Origin of the sequence: Kitasatospora cineracea, from assembly GCF_003751605.1 — a bacterium.
GTDB classification, from domain to species: Bacteria; Actinomycetota; Actinomycetes; order Streptomycetales; family Streptomycetaceae; genus Kitasatospora; species Kitasatospora cineracea.
In genome coordinates, this window is record NZ_RJVJ01000001.1 from 3,389,951 (window position 1) to 3,407,036 (window position 17,086).

Sequence of the window (17,086 nt, forward strand, 5' to 3'; positions counted from 1 at the left end):
GTCAGTGACGGTGTCGGTGTCGGACGTGGGACTGTGGACGGAGGGACGGCATGAGTGACGCGACCGTGCTCGGCGCGGGGCGGGACACCGCCGCGCCCGGCTACCGGCCCGGGCGGACGCTGCCGCTGCGGGTCGAGGCGATGCGGCAGCTGCGCCGCCGCCGGACACTGGTGGTCGGCGGGGTGCTGGCCGTGCTGCCGTTCGTCGTGCTGGCGGCGTTCCAGATCGGCGGCACGCCCGGGCGGGAGAACCGCACCACGTTCATCGAGCTGGCCACCGCGTCGGGGGCGAACTTCGCCGCCACGCTGCTGTTCATGGGCACCGGCTTCCTGCTGGTCATCCCGGTCGCGCTGTTCGCCGGCGACACGGTGGCCTCCGAGGCGAGCTGGTCCTCGCTGCGCTACCTGCTGGCCGCGCCGGTGCCCCGGGCCCGGCTGCTGGTGCGCAAGTTCGCGGTGGCGATGGCCTTCTCGGCGGCCGCGGTGGTGCTGCTGCCCGCCGTCGGGCTGGTGGTCGGCACCGCCGCGTACGGCTGGGGCGACCTCAAGCTCCCCACCGGGGCGACGCTGTCGGCGGCCGAGGCGCTGCCCCGGCTGGCGATCGCCGTGCTGTACGTCTTCCTCGCCGAGATCGTGGTCGGCGCACTGGCGTTCTGGCTCTCCACGGCCACGGACGCCCCGCTCGGCGCGGTCGGCGGCGCGGTCTTCGCCTCCATCATCACCGGCGTGCTGGACGCCGTCACCGCGCTCGGCTCGCTGCGCGAGTGGCTGCCCGCGCACTGGCAGTACGCCTGGGCGGACGCGCTGCAGCCGCAACTGGAGTGGGGCGGCATGGTGCAGGGCGTGGTGCTGTCGCTGTCGTACGCGGTGGTGCTGCTGGCGCTGGCGTTCCGCGGGTTCGCGGCGAAGGACGTGGTGTCCTGAGGGGCGGCGCGGGGCGGGCGGTGCGGGGTCAGCGGGCGCCGTAGGGGCGGGGCGGTGCGGGCGGTGCGGGGTCAGCGGGCGCCGTCGCGGATCAGCAGCAGGTCGAGGTCGAGGGCGTGCGCCCGGGAGGCCCAGACCGGGAGGTGCTCGGTGAGGAACCAGGCCGCCTCCTCCAGGTCGTCCTCGTCCAGCGCCTCGACGTCCTGCTCGTGGATGGACTCCGAGGCCAGCGCGGCGAGTTCGGCGAGCAGGTCGGCGGTGTCGGCGCGGGCCGCCAGGGTCGGGTACGGCCACGGCCAGTCGTAGCCGGCGTCGGCCGGGAACGGCCACGGGCGGGACCAGAGCGCGGCCAGTGCGGGCAGCTCCAGCCCCGTGAACACCTCCGTCAGGTCGTCCCAGTGCCGGCCCGGGACGGAGACCGCGCCCAGCGGCGTGCCGAACGCGCCCGCCAGCGCGGGCAGCAGCGCGGTGTAGCGGGAGTCCGCGTCGGCGCGCAGCCGGCCGGAGAGCAGTTCGGTGAGCGCGGCGGAGGGCGGCACGCCGGGCAGCACGCGCTCGCCCGAGCCCGGCAGGCGGTGCAGGACGGCGGCGTCCACCGCGAAAGCGGAGAAGTACTGTTCGGCCATGCCCGCATTCTGCCCCGGCCGGGGGACAACTCGGTTGGTGGGGCCGGGGGTTGGCGGCCGGGCCGGACGGGGGCGGTGCGGGCGGCGGGCGGTGCGGGTGCGAAGGGGGCTCCGGCGCTCAGGAGAAGCGGAAGAGCTGGGACTTGGCGCCCGGGCTGCAGGTGCCGACGGTGAGGGCGGCGCCGCTGCCGTTGTCGGTCAGGCAGCTCTGGATGCCGTAGCCGAACTTCAGCTGGAAGGAGCCGGAACCGGCGTCGGTCACCATCCAGCTGGTCATGTCGCCGTAGGAGGAGGCCCCGGCCAGTTCGGCGGCGTTGGGGCTGCCGGCGTAGGGCGCGCCGAGGCTGATGCCGCTGTTGGCCGCGCAGGCGGTGAAGGTGACCACGCCGTTGCTGCTGCTCATGATCCAGCCGTAGGAGGTGTAGCCGCCGGAGACCACCGGGACGCCCGCGCTGACCGCGTCCGAGCCGAGCCCGACGGAGCGCCCGCTGCCGGTGTTCACCAGGTGGCCCCAGCCGCTGCCGCCGCAGCCCTTGGCCGGGCCCGAGCCGGTGGCGGGCGGGGTGGTGGCGGGGGTGGTCGGCTTGGGCTGGTTCGGGGTGCTGCCACCGCCGCCGCCGCCGTTGCCGGAGCCGCCGCCGGAAGCCGAGCCCGAGCCGGTGCCGGGGTTGCTGCCCGCGCCGGTGCCGGGGTTGCTGCCGCCCGAACTGTTCGTGGTGCCACCGGGGTTGCTGCCGCCGCCGTTGCCGGTGCCCGGGTTGGCGCCGGTGCCGGGATCGGTGCCCGGCAGGACGGGGTTGCCGGCCTGGTCGGTGGCCGGGGCGGAGGCGGGCGGGGTGGGGTCGGCCTGGGTGGTGCCCGGGGCGGTGGACGGCGGGGTGGCGCTCGCGGCGGGGCCGGTGGCGGGGCCGCCGGGGCTGCCGGGGCTCGGGGTGGAACCGGCCGTGGTCCGCTGGTCCGGGTGCTGCCAGGGCAGCAGGTCGAACTGCTGGGCCGTCACGCCACCGCCGCCGACCAGGACCACCGGCAGGATCAGGGTGGCCAGGCGGCGGCGCCCGGCGCGCTTGTCCCGGGCCGGGGCGGGCTCGGTCGGGGCCGGGGCCGGGGTGCTCTCCGGCTTGGCGGGCGCGGCGGGTACGGCCGGGGCCGGGAGGGCCGGTGGGGGTTCGACGGGCTCGGGCGCGGAGAGCACCGCGCCGAACCCGGCCGGGGTGGACATCGCCCGGCGGGCGGCGAGGGCCATCGCCGCCGCGTCCCGGTGGCGGTCCTCGGGCTGCTTGGCGAGCGCCCGGGCGACCAGGGCCCGGACCGGCGCGGGTATCTCCGCGGGCAGCTCGGGCACCGGCTCGCGGACGTGCTTGAGCACCACTTCGAGCGGCGTCCCGCCGGTGAACGGCACCGCACCGGCCAGCAGTTCGTACAGCACCACGCCGACCGAGTACAGGTCGGACACGGCCGAGGCGTCCTTGCCCTCGGCGCGTTCCGGGGCCATGTACAGGGCGGTGCCGATCACCGCGTGGGCGGTGGTGATCCGGGTGTCGGCGAGGGTGCGGGCGATGCCGAAGTCGGTGACGGTGACCCGCCCGTCCTGGTCGATCATCAGGTTGGACGGCTTGATGTCCCGGTGCACGATGCCCTGCTGGTGCGCGGCGTGCAGCGCGTCCAGCACCTGGGCCGCGACGTCCAGCGCCCGGTCGGGCGGGAAGGCGGTGCGGCCGCGGGCCTTGTCGAGCGGCTTGCCGGTCAGCAGCTCCATCACGATGTACGCGGTCCGGGCGTCCGGGTCGGTGCCGTCCTCGCCGTAGTCGTGGATGTGCACCACGCCGCGGTGGTTCATCGCGGCCAGCACCGTCGCCTCGCGGCGGAACCGGGCGGCGAAGACCTCGTCCTCCAGCAGCGCCGGAAGCACGATCTTCACCGCGACCTGTCGGCCCAGCACCTGGTCCTCGGCCCGCCAGACCTCGCCCATCGCGCCGCTGCCGAGCCGTTCGGAGAGGGCGTAGCGGCCCCCGAGCACGGTCCCCCGACCCCACATGTCCCGCAGTCCCCCGAGCATGTTGTACGACTTGTCAGCAGTGATTCTCGCTGTTCGAACGCGCGGGGGGAAGCCGCTGGCGCCCCCGACCCCGTCCGACCGCGGCGACTCTACACCCGTTGCGCGGCACAACTGCCGGGCGGAGGCGGCGGGATGAGGGGAGGTCAGCCGGGAAGCCGACCGGGAAGCCGGCCGGGGAGGCGGCCGCCCCGTGCGTGTGCGGTGCTCCCGGAAGGGCGGGGCCGGGGCCGGGGTGCGGCCGGGACCCGCCCTTCCGGTGGGAGATCAGCGGCGCAGGCGGGCGTCGGCGGCGAGGGACTCGACCAGGGCCTCGACGCTCGCGGGCGGGAGGCCGCGGGAGACGAACCAGGCGCCGACGTTCCGGACGTCCCGCTCCAGGAAGGAGAGGCCGCGCGGGTTGGCCACCACGTCGACGATCTGCGGAACGTCGATGATCACCAGGCGGCCGCGGTGCACCAGGATGTTGTACGCCGACAGGTCTCCGTGGGCGTAGCCGTCGTAGGCCAGCAGCGCGAGGCTGCGGCCCAGCTGGGCCCACAGGTCGTCGATGTCGGCCTCCTCGGTGCGGAGTTGGGCCAGCCGGGGCGCGGCCGTGCCGTCCTCGTCGCCGACGAACTCCATCAGGATCTCGGTGCCGGTGATCTGCACCGGGTACGGCACGGCGACACCGGCCGACCAGAGCCGGCACAGCGCGGCGAACTCGGCCGCCGCCCACTGGCCGGCGATCGCCTCCTTGCCGAAGGCGGTGCGCTTGGCCATCGCCCGGCTGACCCGGGACTCCTTGTGCTGGCGGCCCTCGAGGTAGCCGGAATCGCGGTGGAACATCCGGTGCTGGGCGTCCCGGTACCGCTTGGCGGCCATCAGGGTGCGCCGGCCGGTGTCGGGGACGGCGCGCTCCAGCAGGAAGACGTCCGCCTCCTTGCCGGTCTTCACGATGCCCAACTCGGTGTCCACCGCGGCGAGTTCGGTGACGACCCAGTCGGGGCGCGGCTCGGGGCCCTTCTCGGTCGGGGTGGACTGGTCCCAGGTGGACCAGCGGTCGCCGACGGCGGGGCCGTCGGTCACCGGGACGAGGAACTCCTGCTCGGCGTCGTCGTGGTCGTAGCCCTCGGCGCCCTCGTGGCCGTCGGCCTCGAACCCGGCCGGGGCGAAGTAGTCGTACTCGGGCTGGGAGTCGTCGAAGCGGTCGGCCCGGCGGCCGCGACGGGAAGCGCCCTTGGGGCGGATGCGGGAGAAGGAATCGCTGTCGGCAAAGCGCTCGCGCACTGCGGTGGCTCCTGTGGAGTGGCCCACCGGGGCGCGGGATGACGCGCGATCAGCCGGTGGGAAGAAGACGGGGGGAGGCGTATGGCGCGCACACGAAGGCGCACCGCGTCACGGCGGCAACCATCGGTCTGCACCTCCTCTCGTCAGGCCCGCGAACGCGCAGTGGCGCGGCGGGACGTGGACCACTCTAGCGAGTGGGGGGTGGGGCGCAAGGGGTTTTTCGGAGGGGGATCGGGGCGGGGGAGGAGGAGCGAGGCGGCGGCGGGGCGGGTGGCTGGGCGCGCAGTTCCCCGCGCCCCTGGCGGGGCGCGGGAGGGAGGGAAGCGGGAGGGAGGGGAGCGGGAGGGAGGGGAGGGGGCGGGAGGGGAGGGGGCGGGAGGGGAGGGGGGCGGGAGGGGAGGCGGGAGAGAGGGGCGATGGAGAGGGGGGCGGGACGGGGGGAAGCGGGCGGGAGGGGAAGGGCGGTCGGTGTGTCGGGGTGGGGAAGTTCCCTATCGGGACGTACAGTGGGGTGGGATAGGGAAGGATAGGGAATGAATGATTTCTACTCCGTCGAGGACGTGGCGGAGCTGCTCGGCCTGCACGTGAAGACCGTGCGCGGGTACGTGCGGGACGGGAAGCTCAAGGCGGTGCGGATCGGGAAGCAGTACCGGATCGCGCGGGCGGAGGTGGAGGCGTTCACGGGGGGCGGGATGCCGGCGCGGCCGGCGCGGGTGGACGTTTCGGCGGTGGTGCAGGTGGAGGGGGTGGGGGCGCGGGACGCGGACCGCCTGGTGACGGGGGTGCTGGCGGCGGCGGGGGCGTGGTCGGGCGGGTCGCGGCCGCTGTGGGTGCAGGCGGTGCGGGAGGAGGAGCGGAGCGCGTTGCGGTTCGTGGTGATGGGGCCGCCGCGGCGGGTGGCGGACATGTTGGCGTTGATCGACGATCTGACGGGAGAGGTGCGCTGATGGAGCTTCAGGAGCTGGGCGGGGAGCGGGTGTTGGTGGCCGCGGCGGCGGGGGAGCCGGTGGCGGGGGAGCGCGAGGCGCTGGACCTGCTGGGCGACGCGTACTACCGGGAGGCGTCCTGGGTGGCGCTGCCGGTGGAGCGGCTGGGGGCGGAGTTCTTCCGGCTGCGCAGCGGGGTCGCGGGGGCGGTGGTGCAGAAGTTCGCGCAGTACCGGACGGGGCTGGCGGTGGTGGGTGACGTCTCGGCGCGGGTGGCGGAGTCGGACGCGCTGCGGGACTTCGTCCGGGAGAGCAACCGGGGCCTGCAGCTGTGGTTCGTCGAGGACCTGCCGGGGCTGGCCGGGCGGCTGGCGGACCGGGGCGTTATCCGGGGCAGTTGACTTGGACCCGAGGTCTTCCGGTGCCAGGTGACATGTGCAATTGTACATGTCACCTGGCCGTCGGGGGGCACCCCGACGGCCTCCGACCCTCCGCCGCGGACCCCCACCGCGGCGTCATATCGGCCCGGAGGCCCCCACGTGCGAACCTTCCGGAAATCAGCCGCGTCCGTAGGACGGGCGACGAGTCTGCTGCTGTCCCTGAGCATGGCCCTGGGTTTCGTCGGCGCGCTGGCGCCGACCGCCGGCGCCGCCCAGGGCGGGCAGCGGGCGGCCGCGGCCAAACCGGCCGTGCCCGCCAAGTCGGCGAAGTCGGCACCGCGCAGCACCGAGGCGGCCGAGCGCCGCAAGGACTCCGACCGCGACGTGCGGGCGGACGCCAGCAAGCGGCCGCCGCTGGCGGCCAAGGGCGAGCCCGGCGCGGCGCGGTCGCTGGCCGCCGCGGCGACCTGCAACGCCTCGGACTTCACCGGCCGGACCGGCAGCGCCCTGGTGACGCAGATCAAGGCGTCCACCGTGGACTGCGTCAACTCGCTGTTCCTGCTCAAGGGCAACGACGCGAAGCTGGCCTTCAACGAGTCGCAGATGGTCAGCGTGGCCAACGCGCTGCGCGACCTGTCCGCCGACTACCCGGGCGACGACTCCACTTCGGCCACCCAGGTCGTGCTGTACCTGCGGGCCGGCTACTACGTGCAGTGGTACAACCCGGACGTGGTCGGCACGTACGGCAGCAGCCTGAAGAGCGCGATCGAGGGCGGCCTGGACCGCTTCTTCGCCGGCGCGCACTCGCAGGACGTCACCGACGCGAACGGCGCCACCCTGGGCGAGGCGGTCACCCTGATCGACAGCGCCGCCGAGAACGCCCGCTACCTGAACGTCGTCAAGCGCCTGCTGAACGGCTACAACAGCAGCTACGACGCGTCCTGGTACATGGTCAACGCCGTCAACAACACCTACACGGTGCTCTGGCGCGGCCACCAGAACAGCGACTTCCTGCCCGCCGTGCAGGCCGACCCGAGCGTGCTGGACGCCCTGCAGTCCTTCGCCTCCCGCAACAACGCGATGCTCGGTGGCAGCAACGACTTCCTGGTCTCCAACGCCGGCCGCGAACTGGGCCGCTTCCTCCAGTACCCGGCGCTGCAGGCCAAGGCCCGGCCGCTGGTGAAGAGCCTGCTGGACCAGAGCTCGATCACCGGCCGCACCGCCCCGCTGTGGGTCGGCCTGGCCGAGATGACCGACAGCTACGACCGGGCCAACTGCTCGTACTACGGCACCTGCGACCTGGCGAGCCGGCTCAAGGCCGCGGTGCTGACGGTCAACTACACCTGCAGCCCCAGCATCAGGATCATCGCCCAGGCGCTGACGGCCGACCAGCTGACCACCGCCTGCACCAGCCTCAAGGGCCAGGACGCCTACTTCCACGGCGTGGTCCGGGACACCGGCGCGGTGGCGAACGACAACAACTCCACCATCGAGGTGGTGGTCTTCCACTCCAGCAGCGACTACCAGACCTACGCCGGCACCATCTTCGGGATCTCCACCGACAACGGCGGCATGTACCTGGAGGGCGACCCGGCCGCGGCGGGCAACCAGCCCCGGTTCGTCGCCTACGAGGCCGAGTGGGTCCGCCCGGACTTCCAGATCTGGAACCTCAACCACGAGTACACCCACTACCTCGACGGCCGGTTCGACATGGCCGGCGACTTCGACGCCGGCATGACCACCCCGACCGTCTGGTGGGTCGAGGGCTTCGCCGAGTACGTCTCCTACTCGTACCGCAACGTCGAGTACACCGACGCGCTCACCCAGGCCGGGCAGCACACCTACGCGCTGTCCACCCTGTTCGACACCACCTACGACAACGCCGACCAGACCCGGATCTACAACTGGGGCTACCTGGCCGTCCGCTACATGCTCCAGTCGCACCGCTCCGACCTGGACGCCGTGCTGGCCAAGTACCGCGCCGGTGACTGGAACGGGGCCCGGACGATCCTCAAGACCACCATCGGCACCCGCTACGACGCCGACTTCAACGCCTGGCTGACCGCCTGCAACGGCGGCAACTGCGGCACCCCGACCACCCCCACCGCCCCCGAGTGCACCGGCGCCGACACCCGGCAGCTCGACAAGGGATGCGGCCGCTCCAACGTCGCCGCCACCGTCGGCAACTACGCCTACTTCTACCTGTACGTCCCGGCCGGCACCACCAGCCTGACCATCACCGCGAGCGGCGGCACCGGCAACGCCGACCTCTACTACAACGGCAGCAACTGGGCCACCACCGGCTCCTACACCGCCAAGTCCACCGGCAGCGGCAACGCCGAGACCCTCACCATCAGCAACCCGCCCGCGGGCTACAACTACGTCAGCCTCTACGGCCAGCAGTCCTTCGGCGGCGCCTCCGTCAGCACCTCGTACTGACCGGCCCCCGCGCCGAACGGCCCGGCCCACCCACCGGTGGGCCGGGCCCCCGCGCGTCCCGGGATGGGCGATCATGGAGGGTCCGCACCACCCGCAGCACCGAGGAGCCCGACCCGTGGCCGAGATCGTCCTGTTCCACTCCGCGTACGGCCTGCGCCCCGCCGTCACCGAGGCCGCCGACCGGCTGCGCGCCGCCGGGCACACCGTGCACACCCCGGACCTGTACGAGGGCCGGACCTTCGACGAGCTGGAGGAGGGCATGGCGTACCGCGACGAGGTCGGCAACGACGAGCTGCTGCGGCGCGCGGTCGGCGCGGTCGCGCCGCTGCTGCCGGCGGCGGGCGGGCTGGTGTACGCCGGGTTCTCGCTCGGCGGGTCGCTGGCGCAGAACCTGGCGCTGGCCGACGAGCAGGCCCGCGGCCTGCTGCTCCTGCACGGCACCTCCGACCTGCGGGAGGACGCCGCCACGGAGATCCCGGTGCAACTGCACGTCGCCGAGCCGGACGCGTTCGAGTCCGAGGACTGGCTGAACACCTGGTACCTGCTGATGACCCGGGCCGGGGCCGACGTCGAGGTGCACCGCTACCGGGGCGCCGGGCACCTGTACACCGACGCGGACCTGCCCGACCACGACGCCGAGGCCGCCGAGCGGACCTGGGCGGCCGCGCTGGCGTTCCTGGCCGAGCTGGACGGGCAGAGCGAGCGGGGCGGGCAGGGCGAGCGGGGCGAGCAGAGCGAGCAGGGCTGACGGGCGCTCAGGACGCGAAGGCCACCGTGCGGCTCTCCGCGCCGGGCTCCAGGAAGGCCAGCAGCCGCTCGCCCTCCCGCTCCAGCTCCGGGCGCCGGGCGTGCGGCAGCAGCGGGGTGAGGGTGAGCACGGCCGCGCCCCGGGTGCAGCGGTGCTCCCAGACGCCCGCGACCAGGCCGTCCACCAGGTAGGAGGCCAGCAGCGTCCCGTTGACCGCGCGGTAGACCTGCCGGTGGATCGCGGCGGGCAGCATCCGGGTGCGGTCGGCGTGCGAGAGCAGCGCGGCGTCCCACTTCGGCAGGAAGCGCACCGGCAGCTCGCGGTCCGGGTCGGACGGCGGCGGGGCGCCGGGCAGGTCGAGCAGTTCGCGGCCGTCCTCGGCCCGGTGGCGGACCAGCCCGCCCTGCCGGTCCAGTTCGGCCAGCGCCGGGTCGACCTGGCCCAGCCGCAGGCCGCCGAAGTGCGCCACGTCGGCCCGCGAGGCCGGGCCGTAGCCGGCCAGGTAGCGGCGCACCAGGCGGGCGGTGGCGGCCGGTTCGGGCGGCAGCTCGCCGTCCCACAGCACCATCCGGGGCTTGCCGTGCGCCCGCCAGTGCCCGGACGGGGCGACGTGCACCAGCGGGAGCAGCGCCCGCGGGTAGTGCAGCAGGTCCTCGGTGCGGACCCGGCCGCCGGACGCCAGCGCGGTGTGCTCGCGCAGCTCCTCGGCGCTGCGCGGGACGGCCGCGAAGGCCCGCAGCGAGGCTTCCAGGGCCGCCTCGTCCAGGCCGGTGTCCCGGTGCCGGCCGCGCAGCTCGGTGAGCCAGCGGCGGCGCCAGGCCGCCGCCAGGTGCCCGTAGTCGGCGCCGGGGACCAGGTGCAGGGTGCCGCGCATCAGCGTCGACTTGACCACGGTGCCGTCCCGCAGGGCGGCCTCCAGCTCCGGCTGCCCGAAACCGGGCAGCCGGGCCCAGAGCGCCAGGTGCGGCGACGGCGAGTACTGCGCCTGCAGCGCGGCCAGCCGGGACACCGCCGCGGCGGCGGTCAACTCCTGCTTGCGGTGCAGCAGTTGGCGCTCGAAGTAGCCGACCGTCAGCTCGCGGTCGGACAGGGTGCGGACGTCGGGCATCGCCGGGCCTCCCGGGCGCGGTCGCAGGGACGGCCCAACCTTAGACCGACCGGCACATGGAGGGTGGGTGAAGGAGCGGGGTGAGGGCCGGTCAGGACACCGGCGGGACGGGCGGCGGCGGGGGGTAGGCGTACGCGGCGCCGTGGCCGGCCGCGGGCGGCTGCGGCGGGGCGGCGGGCGGCTGCGGCGGGGCGGCGGGCGGCTGCGGGGCGCCCGGGGGAGGCGCGCCCCACGGGCCGGGCGCGGGCGCGGACGGGCCGGGCAGCGGGCCGGGGCCGGGGACGACCGCGTGGCCGGCCGGGCCGGGGGCGAACGGCGGCTGCGGGTAGCCGGTCGGGACGGCCGGGGCGCCCGGGGCCCGGGTGGCGGCCACCGCGAGGACGACGACCAGGAACACCACCACGTTCAGCACGTGGGTGAGGGTCAGCAGCAGGTGGTCGAGCGGCTTGGTGGCGTAGCCCTCCTCGCCGAGCGGCCCGGTGAACAGCACCCACAGCTGGGTGGCCGAGGCGTACCCGACGTACCCGGTCAGCGCCACCGCGGCCCCGCGCACCCAGGCCGCGCCGGCGAACGCCCGGAACGCCGCCACCAGGACGACCACCAGGTAGGCGGCGGAGGCGCCGCCGAAGACGGCCGGGCCGGCCATCATCCGCCGGTAGGAGAAGCCGAGCGCGGTGGGCAGGTAGCCGCTGCCCGCCTTGTTCAGGTCGTACGCCAGGACGGCGACCAGGGCGAGGGCCTGGAACAGCAGCACGGTGCCGATCACCGGCAGTCCGCCGGGCCTGCGGGGCGACCGGTAAGGAGGTGGTGCGAAGGCCATGGCGTCTCCCCCTGGGAACGTCCGCGCGGGTCGCGCGGTGGTGTGAGGGGACGGTACCGGAGGGGATTAGACTCGGGGGCGCGATCCCGGAAGCCGTGGTCCGAGCCCTGGTGGTGGCTCGGGCCTCACGTGTTTCAGCCCTCTCCCAGGACCCCGGAGGCCCCGCCTTGAGCGACCAGCCGTACGCGCACCTGCACGTCCACACCGAGTACTCGATGCTGGACGGCGCCGCCCGGCTGAAGCAGCTGTTCAAGGAGGTCGAGCGGCTGGGGCAGACCCACGTGGCGATGACCGACCACGGCAACATGTACGGCGCCGCCGAGTTCCACAAGCAGGCCACCGCGGCGGGCATCACCCCGGTGATCGGCATCGAGGCGTACGTCGCGCCGGACTCCCGGTCCAACACCAAGCGCGTGCTGTGGGGCCAGCCGCACCAGAAGAAGGACGACGTCTCGGCGTCCGGCGCGTACACCCACAAGACCATCTGGGCCCGGAACAAGGAGGGCCTGCACAACCTCTTCAAGCTGACCTCGCGCTCCTACGCGGAGGGCTGGCTGGTGAAGTGGCCGCGGATGGACAAGGAGATCATCTCCGAGCACGCGGCGGGCCTGATGGCCACCACCGGCTGCCCGTCCGGCGAGGTGCAGACCCGGCTGCGGCTGGGCCAGTTCGACGAGGCGGTCCGCTCGGCGGCCGAGTACCAGGACATCTTCGGCAAGGAGAACTACTTCCTGGAGCTGATGGACCACGGCCTGGACATCGAGAAGCGGGTCCGCGACGGCCTGCTGGAGATCAGCAGGAAGCTGAACATCCCGCCGGTGGTCACCAACGACTCGCACTACACCACCGAGGGCGACGCGGGCGCCCACGACCTGCTGCTGTGCGTGCAGACCGGCAAGAACCTCTCCGACCCGGACCGCTTCCGGTTCGACGGCACCGGCTACTACATCAAGTCGGCCGCCGAGATGTACGGCCTGGACTCCTCGGACGCCTGGCAGGAGGGCTGCCGCAACAGCCAGCTGCTGGTCGCCCAGCGGGTCGACACCGCCGGCATGTTCGAGTTCAAGAACCTGATGCCGCGCTTCCCGATCCCGGAGGGCTTCGAGTCCGAGGCGGACTTCTTCAAGTCCAAGGTCTGGGAGGGCATGGACTGGCGCTTCCCGGGCGGCTACGACGAGGAGCACAAGAAGCTCGCCGAGTACGAGATGGACACCATCATCCAGATGGGGTTCCCGGCGTACTTCCTCGTGGTCGCCGACTTCATCATGTGGGCCAAGAGCCAGGGCATCGCGGTCGGCCCCGGCCGCGGCTCGGCGGCCGGCTCGCTGGTCGCCTACGCGATGGGCATCACCGACCTCGACCCGATCCCGCACGGCCTGATCTTCGAGCGCTTCCTCAACCCCGAGCGCATCTCGATGCCCGACGTCGACATCGACTTCGACGAGCGCCGGCGCGGCGACGTGATCCGCTACGTGACCGAGAAGTGGGGCTCCGACAAGGTCGCCATGATCGTCACGTACGGCACCATCAAGGCGAAGGCCGCCATCAAGGACTCCTCCCGGGTCCTGGGCTACCCGTACGCGATGGGCGACCGGATCACCAAGGCGATGCCGCCGGACGTGATGGGCAAGGGCATCCCGCTGTCCGGCATCACCGACTCCTCGCACCCGCGCTACGGCGAGGCGGGCGAGATCCGCGGCCTGTACGAGAACGACCCGGACGTCCGCAAGGTGATCGACACCGCGCGCGGCATCGAGGGCCTGATCCGGCAGCCCGGCGTGCACGCGGCCGGCGTGATCATGTCCGCCGAGCCGCTGACCGACCACATCCCGGTCTGGACCCGGCACACCGACGGCGTGACGATCACCCAGTTCGACTACCCCACTTGCGAGGGCCTCGGCCTGCTCAAGATGGACTTCCTCGGACTGCGCAACCTGACGATCATGGACGACGCGGTCAAGGCGATCGAGAAGAACAAGGGCGTCAAGATCGAGCTGCTCCAGCTGCCGCTGGACGACAAGCCCGCCTACGAACTGCTCGCCCGCGGCGACACGCTGGGCGTCTTCCAGCTCGACGGCGGCCCGATGCGCTCGCTGCTGCGCCTGATGAAGCCCGACAACTTCGAGGACATCTCCGCCGTCCTGGCGCTGTACCGGCCGGGCCCGATGGGCGTCAACTCGCACACCAACTACGCGCTGCGCAAGAACGGCCAGCAGGACATCACCCCGATCCACCCGGAGCTGGAGAAGCCCCTGGAGGAGATCCTCAAGCCCACCTACGGCCTGATCGTCTACCAGGAGCAGGTGCAGAAGGCCGCGCAGATCCTGGCCGGCTACTCGCTCGGCCAGGCCGACCTGCTGCGCCGCGCGATGGGCAAGAAGAAGAAGGAGATCCTGGAGGCCGAGTTCGTCCCGTTCCAGAAGGGCTGCCGGGAGCGCGGCTACTCGGACGCGGCGATCCAGGCGGTCTGGGACGTGCTGGTGCCGTTCTCCGGCTACGCCTTCAACAAGGCGCACACCGCGGGCTACGGGCTGGTCTCGTACTGGACGGCGTACCTGAAGGCCAACTACCCGGCCGAGTACATGTCGGCGCTGCTCACCTCGGTCAAGGACGACAAGGACAAGTCCGCGGTCTACCTGAACGAGTGCCGCAAGATGGGCATCCAGGTGCTGCCGCCGGACGTCAACGAGTCGGACGCCGACTTCACCCCGCACGGCAGCGAGACCGTCCGGTTCGGCCTGACCGCGATCCGCAACGTCGGCGGGCCGGTGGTGGAGTCGATGATCCGCACCCGCAAGGCCAAGGGGAAGTACGCCTCGTTCCCGGACTTCCTGGAGAAGGTCGAGTCGGTGGTGTGCAACAAGCGCACCGTGGAATCGCTGATCAAGGCCGGTTCCTTCGACTCGCTCGGGCACACCCGCAAGGGCCTGACCGCCCAGTTCGAGCCGATGATCGACAACGTGGTCGGGATCAAGCGCAAGGAGGCCGAGGGCCAGTTCGACCTGTTCGGCGGCGACAGCGTCTCCGACGAGCCCTCGTTCGGGCTGGACGTGGTGTTCTCCGAGGAGGAGTGGGAGAAGTCCTTCCTGCTCACCCAGGAGCGCGAGATGCTCGGCCTGTACGTCTCCTCGCACCCGCTGAACGGCATCGAGCACGTGCTGGCCGACAAGTCGGACTGCGCGGTCGCCGACCTGGCCGAGCGGCCGGACGGCACGATCGTGACGATCGGCGGCATCATCTCGGGCCTGCAGCGCAAGATGACCAAGCAGGGCAACGCCTGGGCGATCGCCACCGTCGAGGACCTGGCCGGCTCGATCGACTGCATGTTCTTCCCGGCCAGCTACCAGCTGGTCTCCTCGCAACTGGTCGAGGACGCCGTGGTGTTCGTCCGCGGCAAGCTCGACAAGCGGGAGGACGTGCCGCGGCTGATGGGCATGGAGCTGTCGGTGCCCGACCTGAGCAACGTCGGGGCGCAGCTGCCGATCGTGATCACCGTGCCGGAGAACAAGCTCACCCCGCCGATCGTCACCCGGCTCGGCGAGGTGCTGGGCAGCCACCGGGGCAGCACCGAGGTGCACGTCCACCTGCGCGGCCGGAGCAGGACGGTGGTGCTGCGCCTGGACCGGCACCGGGTGAAGTCCGACCCGGCGCTGTTCGGCGACCTCAAGCAGCTGCTCGGGCCGAGCTGCCTGGCCGGCTGAGCGCGCGGGGCGCCGGGAGGCGCGAAGGGCCCCGGCGGAGTGCGTCTCCGCCGGGGCCCGGGTGGCGGTGCCGAAGGGGCGTCAGAACTCCTTGACCACCACGGTCTTGCCGCCCTTGTCGTGGAAGCACTGCTGGAGCGGCTTGTCCCAGAGCAGGGACAGGCAGTTGACCAGCGAGAACAGGCCGCCGATGTACGGGACCAGGAACGGGCCGCCGTAGACGCCCGCCCGGGTCCACAGCTCGTTGTCGGTCGGACGGCCGCCGGTGGCCGCGCTGACCACCCGCAGCCGCATCGCCTTCTTGCCGACGGTCTGGCCGTGCTGGGTCAGCATCATGCCGCCCTCGTAGGCCACCAGGACCACCGCGGCGAGCAGGTAGTAGAGGAAGCTGCCCATCGTGATGACGGCCACGACGATGAACGGGACGATCAGGACCGCCGCGTCGATCAGGCGGGCCAGGAAGCGGTCCACCGGCGCGGCGAGGACCCGGGTGCCCGGCACGGGCTGGGCGCCGGGCGGCGGGGTCGGGCTGAGCCAGCCCGGGAACGCACCCTGCGGGATGTTGCCGTAGGGGTCCTGCGGAGGCCCGTAGCCGGGAGGGGTGTTGCTGCTCATGCGTACGACTCCAGCTCAACTGTGGGGAATCCTGGAGTTGTTGTACCGGTCCCGGGGTGAACCAGGGAAGGAAGATCCGATAATCGTTACTCAGCGCCAGCGGTAACGGAGCCGCAACGCGTCCACCACCAGCCGGAACCGCGCCCGGTCCAGCGCGCACGCCTCGCGCCGCATCCCGCCGTCCCGCACCCGGAACACCCGGTCCAGCGCCACCCAGGAGTCCCGCCCGCTGCGGTCCCACGGGCCCGCGCCCAGCGGCACCCAGTCCCGGTCGTCGTCGTGCCCCTTGCTGGAGAGCATCACCGTCAGCAGCGAGCCCCCCGCCTCCCGGGCCACCACCAGCACCGGCCGGTCCTTGCCCCGCCCGTCGTTCTCCTCGTACGGCACCCACGTCCAGACGATCTCGCCCGGGTCCGGGTCGCCGTCGTGGTCCGGCGCGTACTCGGTGCGCACCGGGCCCACGCCCTCGGCCCGGACCTCCACCGTGGCGTCCGGCCCGAACCGGCCCGGCTGCTCCTGCTGCTCGTTCAACTGATGCATGGCGGAAGGCTAGCGGCCCGTCCGGACCGGCGGGACCCGGAGGTCAGGCCGAGCGCAGTTCGGCCGGGACGGCCGCGTGCAGGGCCGCCGCGAAGGCCGCCACCGCCGGGTGCGCCGCCGCACCGGCCCGGAACGCGGTGCGGGTGCGCCGGTACAGCGGCAGCCGGGTCAGCGTCACGCCCGGCGGGCAGCGGCCGATGCCCAGGTGCGGCACCAGCGCCACCCCCTGGCCCACCGCCACCAGGGCCAGCTGGGCCGCGAAGTCGTCCACCAGGTGGCGCACCCGCGGCGCGAACCCGGCGGACTGGCAGACCCGCTGCACCATCGCGTGGCAGAGCGTCCCGACCGGCGCGGTGATCCACGGGCTGTCCCGGTGCCCGGCCAGTGCGCCGCCGGAACGGGCCGCCAGGTACAGCGGCTCGGCGAACACCGGACCGGTCAGCGCCACCCCCTCCTCCGGCTCGCCCGGCACCAGGTCGTACTCGTGCACCAGCGCCACGTCCAACTCGCCCGCGCGCAGCGCCCCGGCCACCGCCGCCGGGTCCACCTCGCTCACCATCGGCTCCAACTCCGGGTGCCGGGACGCCAGTTCGGCCAGCGCCGCGGGCACCAGGGCGCGCACCGCGGACGGGTAGGCGCCGATCCGCAGCGGCCCGGCCGGCCCGCTGCGGGCGTGCGCCAGCTCGGCGTCCGCCCGCTCCAGCAGCTCCAGCACCGCCTCGGTGTGCCGCACCAGGTTCCGCCCCGCCGGGGTCAGCGCCACCCGCCGCCCGGTCCGCTCCAGCAGCGGCACCCCCGCCTCCCGCTCCAGCACCGACAGCTGCTGGGACACCGCCGAAGGACTGAACGCCAACGCCTCCGCGACCGCCGCGATCGTCCCCAGCCGGGCCAGTTCGCGCAGCAACCGCAACCTCCGCACCTCAAGCATCGGCCCAGCT

General features: G+C 73.3%; 14 protein-coding genes. 6 read left to right on the plus strand and 8 right to left on the minus strand.

All coding sequences use genetic code 11. The features are described 5' to 3' along the window. The first annotated feature begins 50 nt into the window (after positions 1-50). Complete coding sequence (locus EDD39_RS15445) at positions 51-923, plus strand: ABC transporter permease (protein ID WP_051818070.1); 873 nt, start codon at positions 51-53, stop codon at positions 921-923. A 71-nt stretch (positions 924-994) separates the two neighbouring features. Here the strand turns inward: EDD39_RS15445 and EDD39_RS15450 are convergent, their stop codons facing one another. The 3 genes from EDD39_RS15450 to EDD39_RS15460 form a co-directional block, all read right to left on the minus strand. After that, positions 995-1,549, minus strand: a complete 555-nt coding sequence (locus tag EDD39_RS15450; protein ID WP_123556500.1) for a hypothetical protein — start codon at positions 1,547-1,549, stop codon at positions 995-997. Positions 1,550-1,667: 118 nt separating this feature from the next. Further along, positions 1,668-3,584: a serine/threonine-protein kinase gene (locus EDD39_RS15455; RefSeq protein ID WP_162870033.1), complete on the minus strand. Its 1,917-nt coding sequence runs from the start codon at positions 3,582-3,584 to the stop codon at positions 1,668-1,670. A 285-nt stretch (positions 3,585-3,869) separates the two neighbouring features. Then, a complete protein-coding gene (locus tag EDD39_RS15460; protein WP_123556505.1) occupies positions 3,870-4,871 on the minus strand; it encodes a serine protein kinase RIO in 1,002 nt (333 codons plus the stop codon). Positions 4,872-5,404: 533 nt separating this feature from the next. Between EDD39_RS15460 and EDD39_RS15465 the strand changes: the two genes are divergently transcribed. From EDD39_RS15465 to EDD39_RS15480, 4 genes are all read left to right on the plus strand, one after another. After that, entirely contained in the window at positions 5,405-5,818 is a 414-nt protein-coding gene (locus tag EDD39_RS15465) for a helix-turn-helix domain-containing protein (RefSeq protein WP_123556506.1), read from the plus strand. Next, positions 5,818-6,198: a DUF4180 domain-containing protein gene (locus tag EDD39_RS15470; RefSeq protein WP_123556509.1), complete on the plus strand. Its 381-nt coding sequence runs from the start codon at positions 5,818-5,820 to the stop codon at positions 6,196-6,198. Before EDD39_RS15465 ends, EDD39_RS15470 begins: the two co-directional genes overlap by 1 nt. A 204-nt stretch (positions 6,199-6,402) precedes the next feature. Beyond that, positions 6,403-8,616, plus strand: coding sequence for a M9 family metallopeptidase (locus EDD39_RS15475; protein ID WP_123556511.1), 2,214 nt, complete (start codon positions 6,403-6,405; stop codon positions 8,614-8,616). Between the two features lie 115 nt (positions 8,617-8,731). After that, a complete protein-coding gene (locus EDD39_RS15480) occupies positions 8,732-9,364 on the plus strand; it encodes a dienelactone hydrolase family protein (protein WP_244256743.1) in 633 nt (210 codons plus the stop codon). 7 nt (positions 9,365-9,371) lie between these two features. Here EDD39_RS15480 and EDD39_RS15485 read toward each other — a convergent pair whose 3' ends face one another. Together EDD39_RS15485 and EDD39_RS15490 are read right to left on the minus strand one after the other, a co-directional pair. Further along, entirely contained in the window at positions 9,372-10,472 is a 1,101-nt protein-coding gene (locus EDD39_RS15485; RefSeq protein WP_123556517.1) for a winged helix DNA-binding domain-containing protein, read from the minus strand. 91 nt (positions 10,473-10,563) lie between these two features. Then, positions 10,564-11,292, minus strand: a complete 729-nt coding sequence (locus tag EDD39_RS15490) for a hypothetical protein (protein ID WP_148089449.1) — start codon at positions 11,290-11,292, stop codon at positions 10,564-10,566. A gap of 167 nt (positions 11,293-11,459) precedes the next feature. Here EDD39_RS15490 and dnaE point away from each other — a divergent pair, with 167 nt between their 5' ends. Then, positions 11,460-14,993 carry a DNA polymerase III subunit alpha gene (gene dnaE, locus EDD39_RS15495; RefSeq protein WP_123556521.1) on the plus strand — a complete coding sequence of 1,178 codons (3,534 nt, stop codon included), beginning with the start codon at positions 11,460-11,462 and terminating at the stop codon, positions 14,991-14,993. 81 nt (positions 14,994-15,074) lie between these two features. Here the strand turns inward: dnaE and EDD39_RS15500 are convergent, their stop codons facing one another. The 3 genes from EDD39_RS15500 to EDD39_RS15510 form a co-directional block, all read right to left on the minus strand. Next, positions 15,075-15,608, minus strand: coding sequence for an RDD family protein (locus tag EDD39_RS15500; protein WP_123556523.1), 534 nt, complete (start codon positions 15,606-15,608; stop codon positions 15,075-15,077). A 90-nt stretch (positions 15,609-15,698) separates the two neighbouring features. Next, positions 15,699-16,148, minus strand: a complete 450-nt coding sequence (locus tag EDD39_RS15505) for a type II toxin-antitoxin system PemK/MazF family toxin (RefSeq protein ID WP_123556525.1) — start codon at positions 16,146-16,148, stop codon at positions 15,699-15,701. Between the two features lie 43 nt (positions 16,149-16,191). Beyond that, positions 16,192-17,076: a LysR substrate-binding domain-containing protein gene (locus tag EDD39_RS15510; protein ID WP_123556527.1), complete on the minus strand. Its 885-nt coding sequence runs from the start codon at positions 17,074-17,076 to the stop codon at positions 16,192-16,194. Positions 17,077-17,086 lie beyond the last annotated feature (10 nt).

What these genes read in the sequence shown, in the direction of transcription:
- EDD39_RS15455 (WP_162870033.1), bottom strand. Translation starts at nt 3,584, where the DNA reads ATGTGGGGTCGGGGGACCGTGCTCGGGGGCCGCTACGCCCTCTCCGAA.
- EDD39_RS15450 (WP_123556500.1), bottom strand. Translation starts at nt 1,549, where the DNA reads ATGGCCGAACAGTACTTCTCCGCTTTCGCGGTGGACGCCGCCGTCCTG.
- EDD39_RS15485 (WP_123556517.1), bottom strand. Translation starts at nt 10,472, where the DNA reads ATGCCCGACGTCCGCACCCTGTCCGACCGCGAGCTGACGGTCGGCTAC.
- EDD39_RS15470 (WP_123556509.1), top strand. Translation starts at nt 5,818, where the DNA reads ATGGAGCTTCAGGAGCTGGGCGGGGAGCGGGTGTTGGTGGCCGCGGCG.
- EDD39_RS15500 (WP_123556523.1), bottom strand. Translation starts at nt 15,608, where the DNA reads ATGAGCAGCAACACCCCTCCCGGCTACGGGCCTCCGCAGGACCCCTAC.
- EDD39_RS15490 (WP_148089449.1), bottom strand. Translation starts at nt 11,292, where the DNA reads ATGGCCTTCGCACCACCTCCTTACCGGTCGCCCCGCAGGCCCGGCGGA.
- EDD39_RS15510 (WP_123556527.1), bottom strand. Translation starts at nt 17,076, where the DNA reads ATGCTTGAGGTGCGGAGGTTGCGGTTGCTGCGCGAACTGGCCCGGCTG.
- EDD39_RS15465 (WP_123556506.1), top strand. Translation starts at nt 5,405, where the DNA reads ATGAATGATTTCTACTCCGTCGAGGACGTGGCGGAGCTGCTCGGCCTG.
- EDD39_RS15475 (WP_123556511.1), top strand. Translation starts at nt 6,403, where the DNA reads ATGGCCCTGGGTTTCGTCGGCGCGCTGGCGCCGACCGCCGGCGCCGCC.
- EDD39_RS15445 (WP_051818070.1), top strand. Translation starts at nt 51, where the DNA reads ATGAGTGACGCGACCGTGCTCGGCGCGGGGCGGGACACCGCCGCGCCC.
- EDD39_RS15505 (WP_123556525.1), bottom strand. Translation starts at nt 16,148, where the DNA reads ATGCATCAGTTGAACGAGCAGCAGGAGCAGCCGGGCCGGTTCGGGCCG.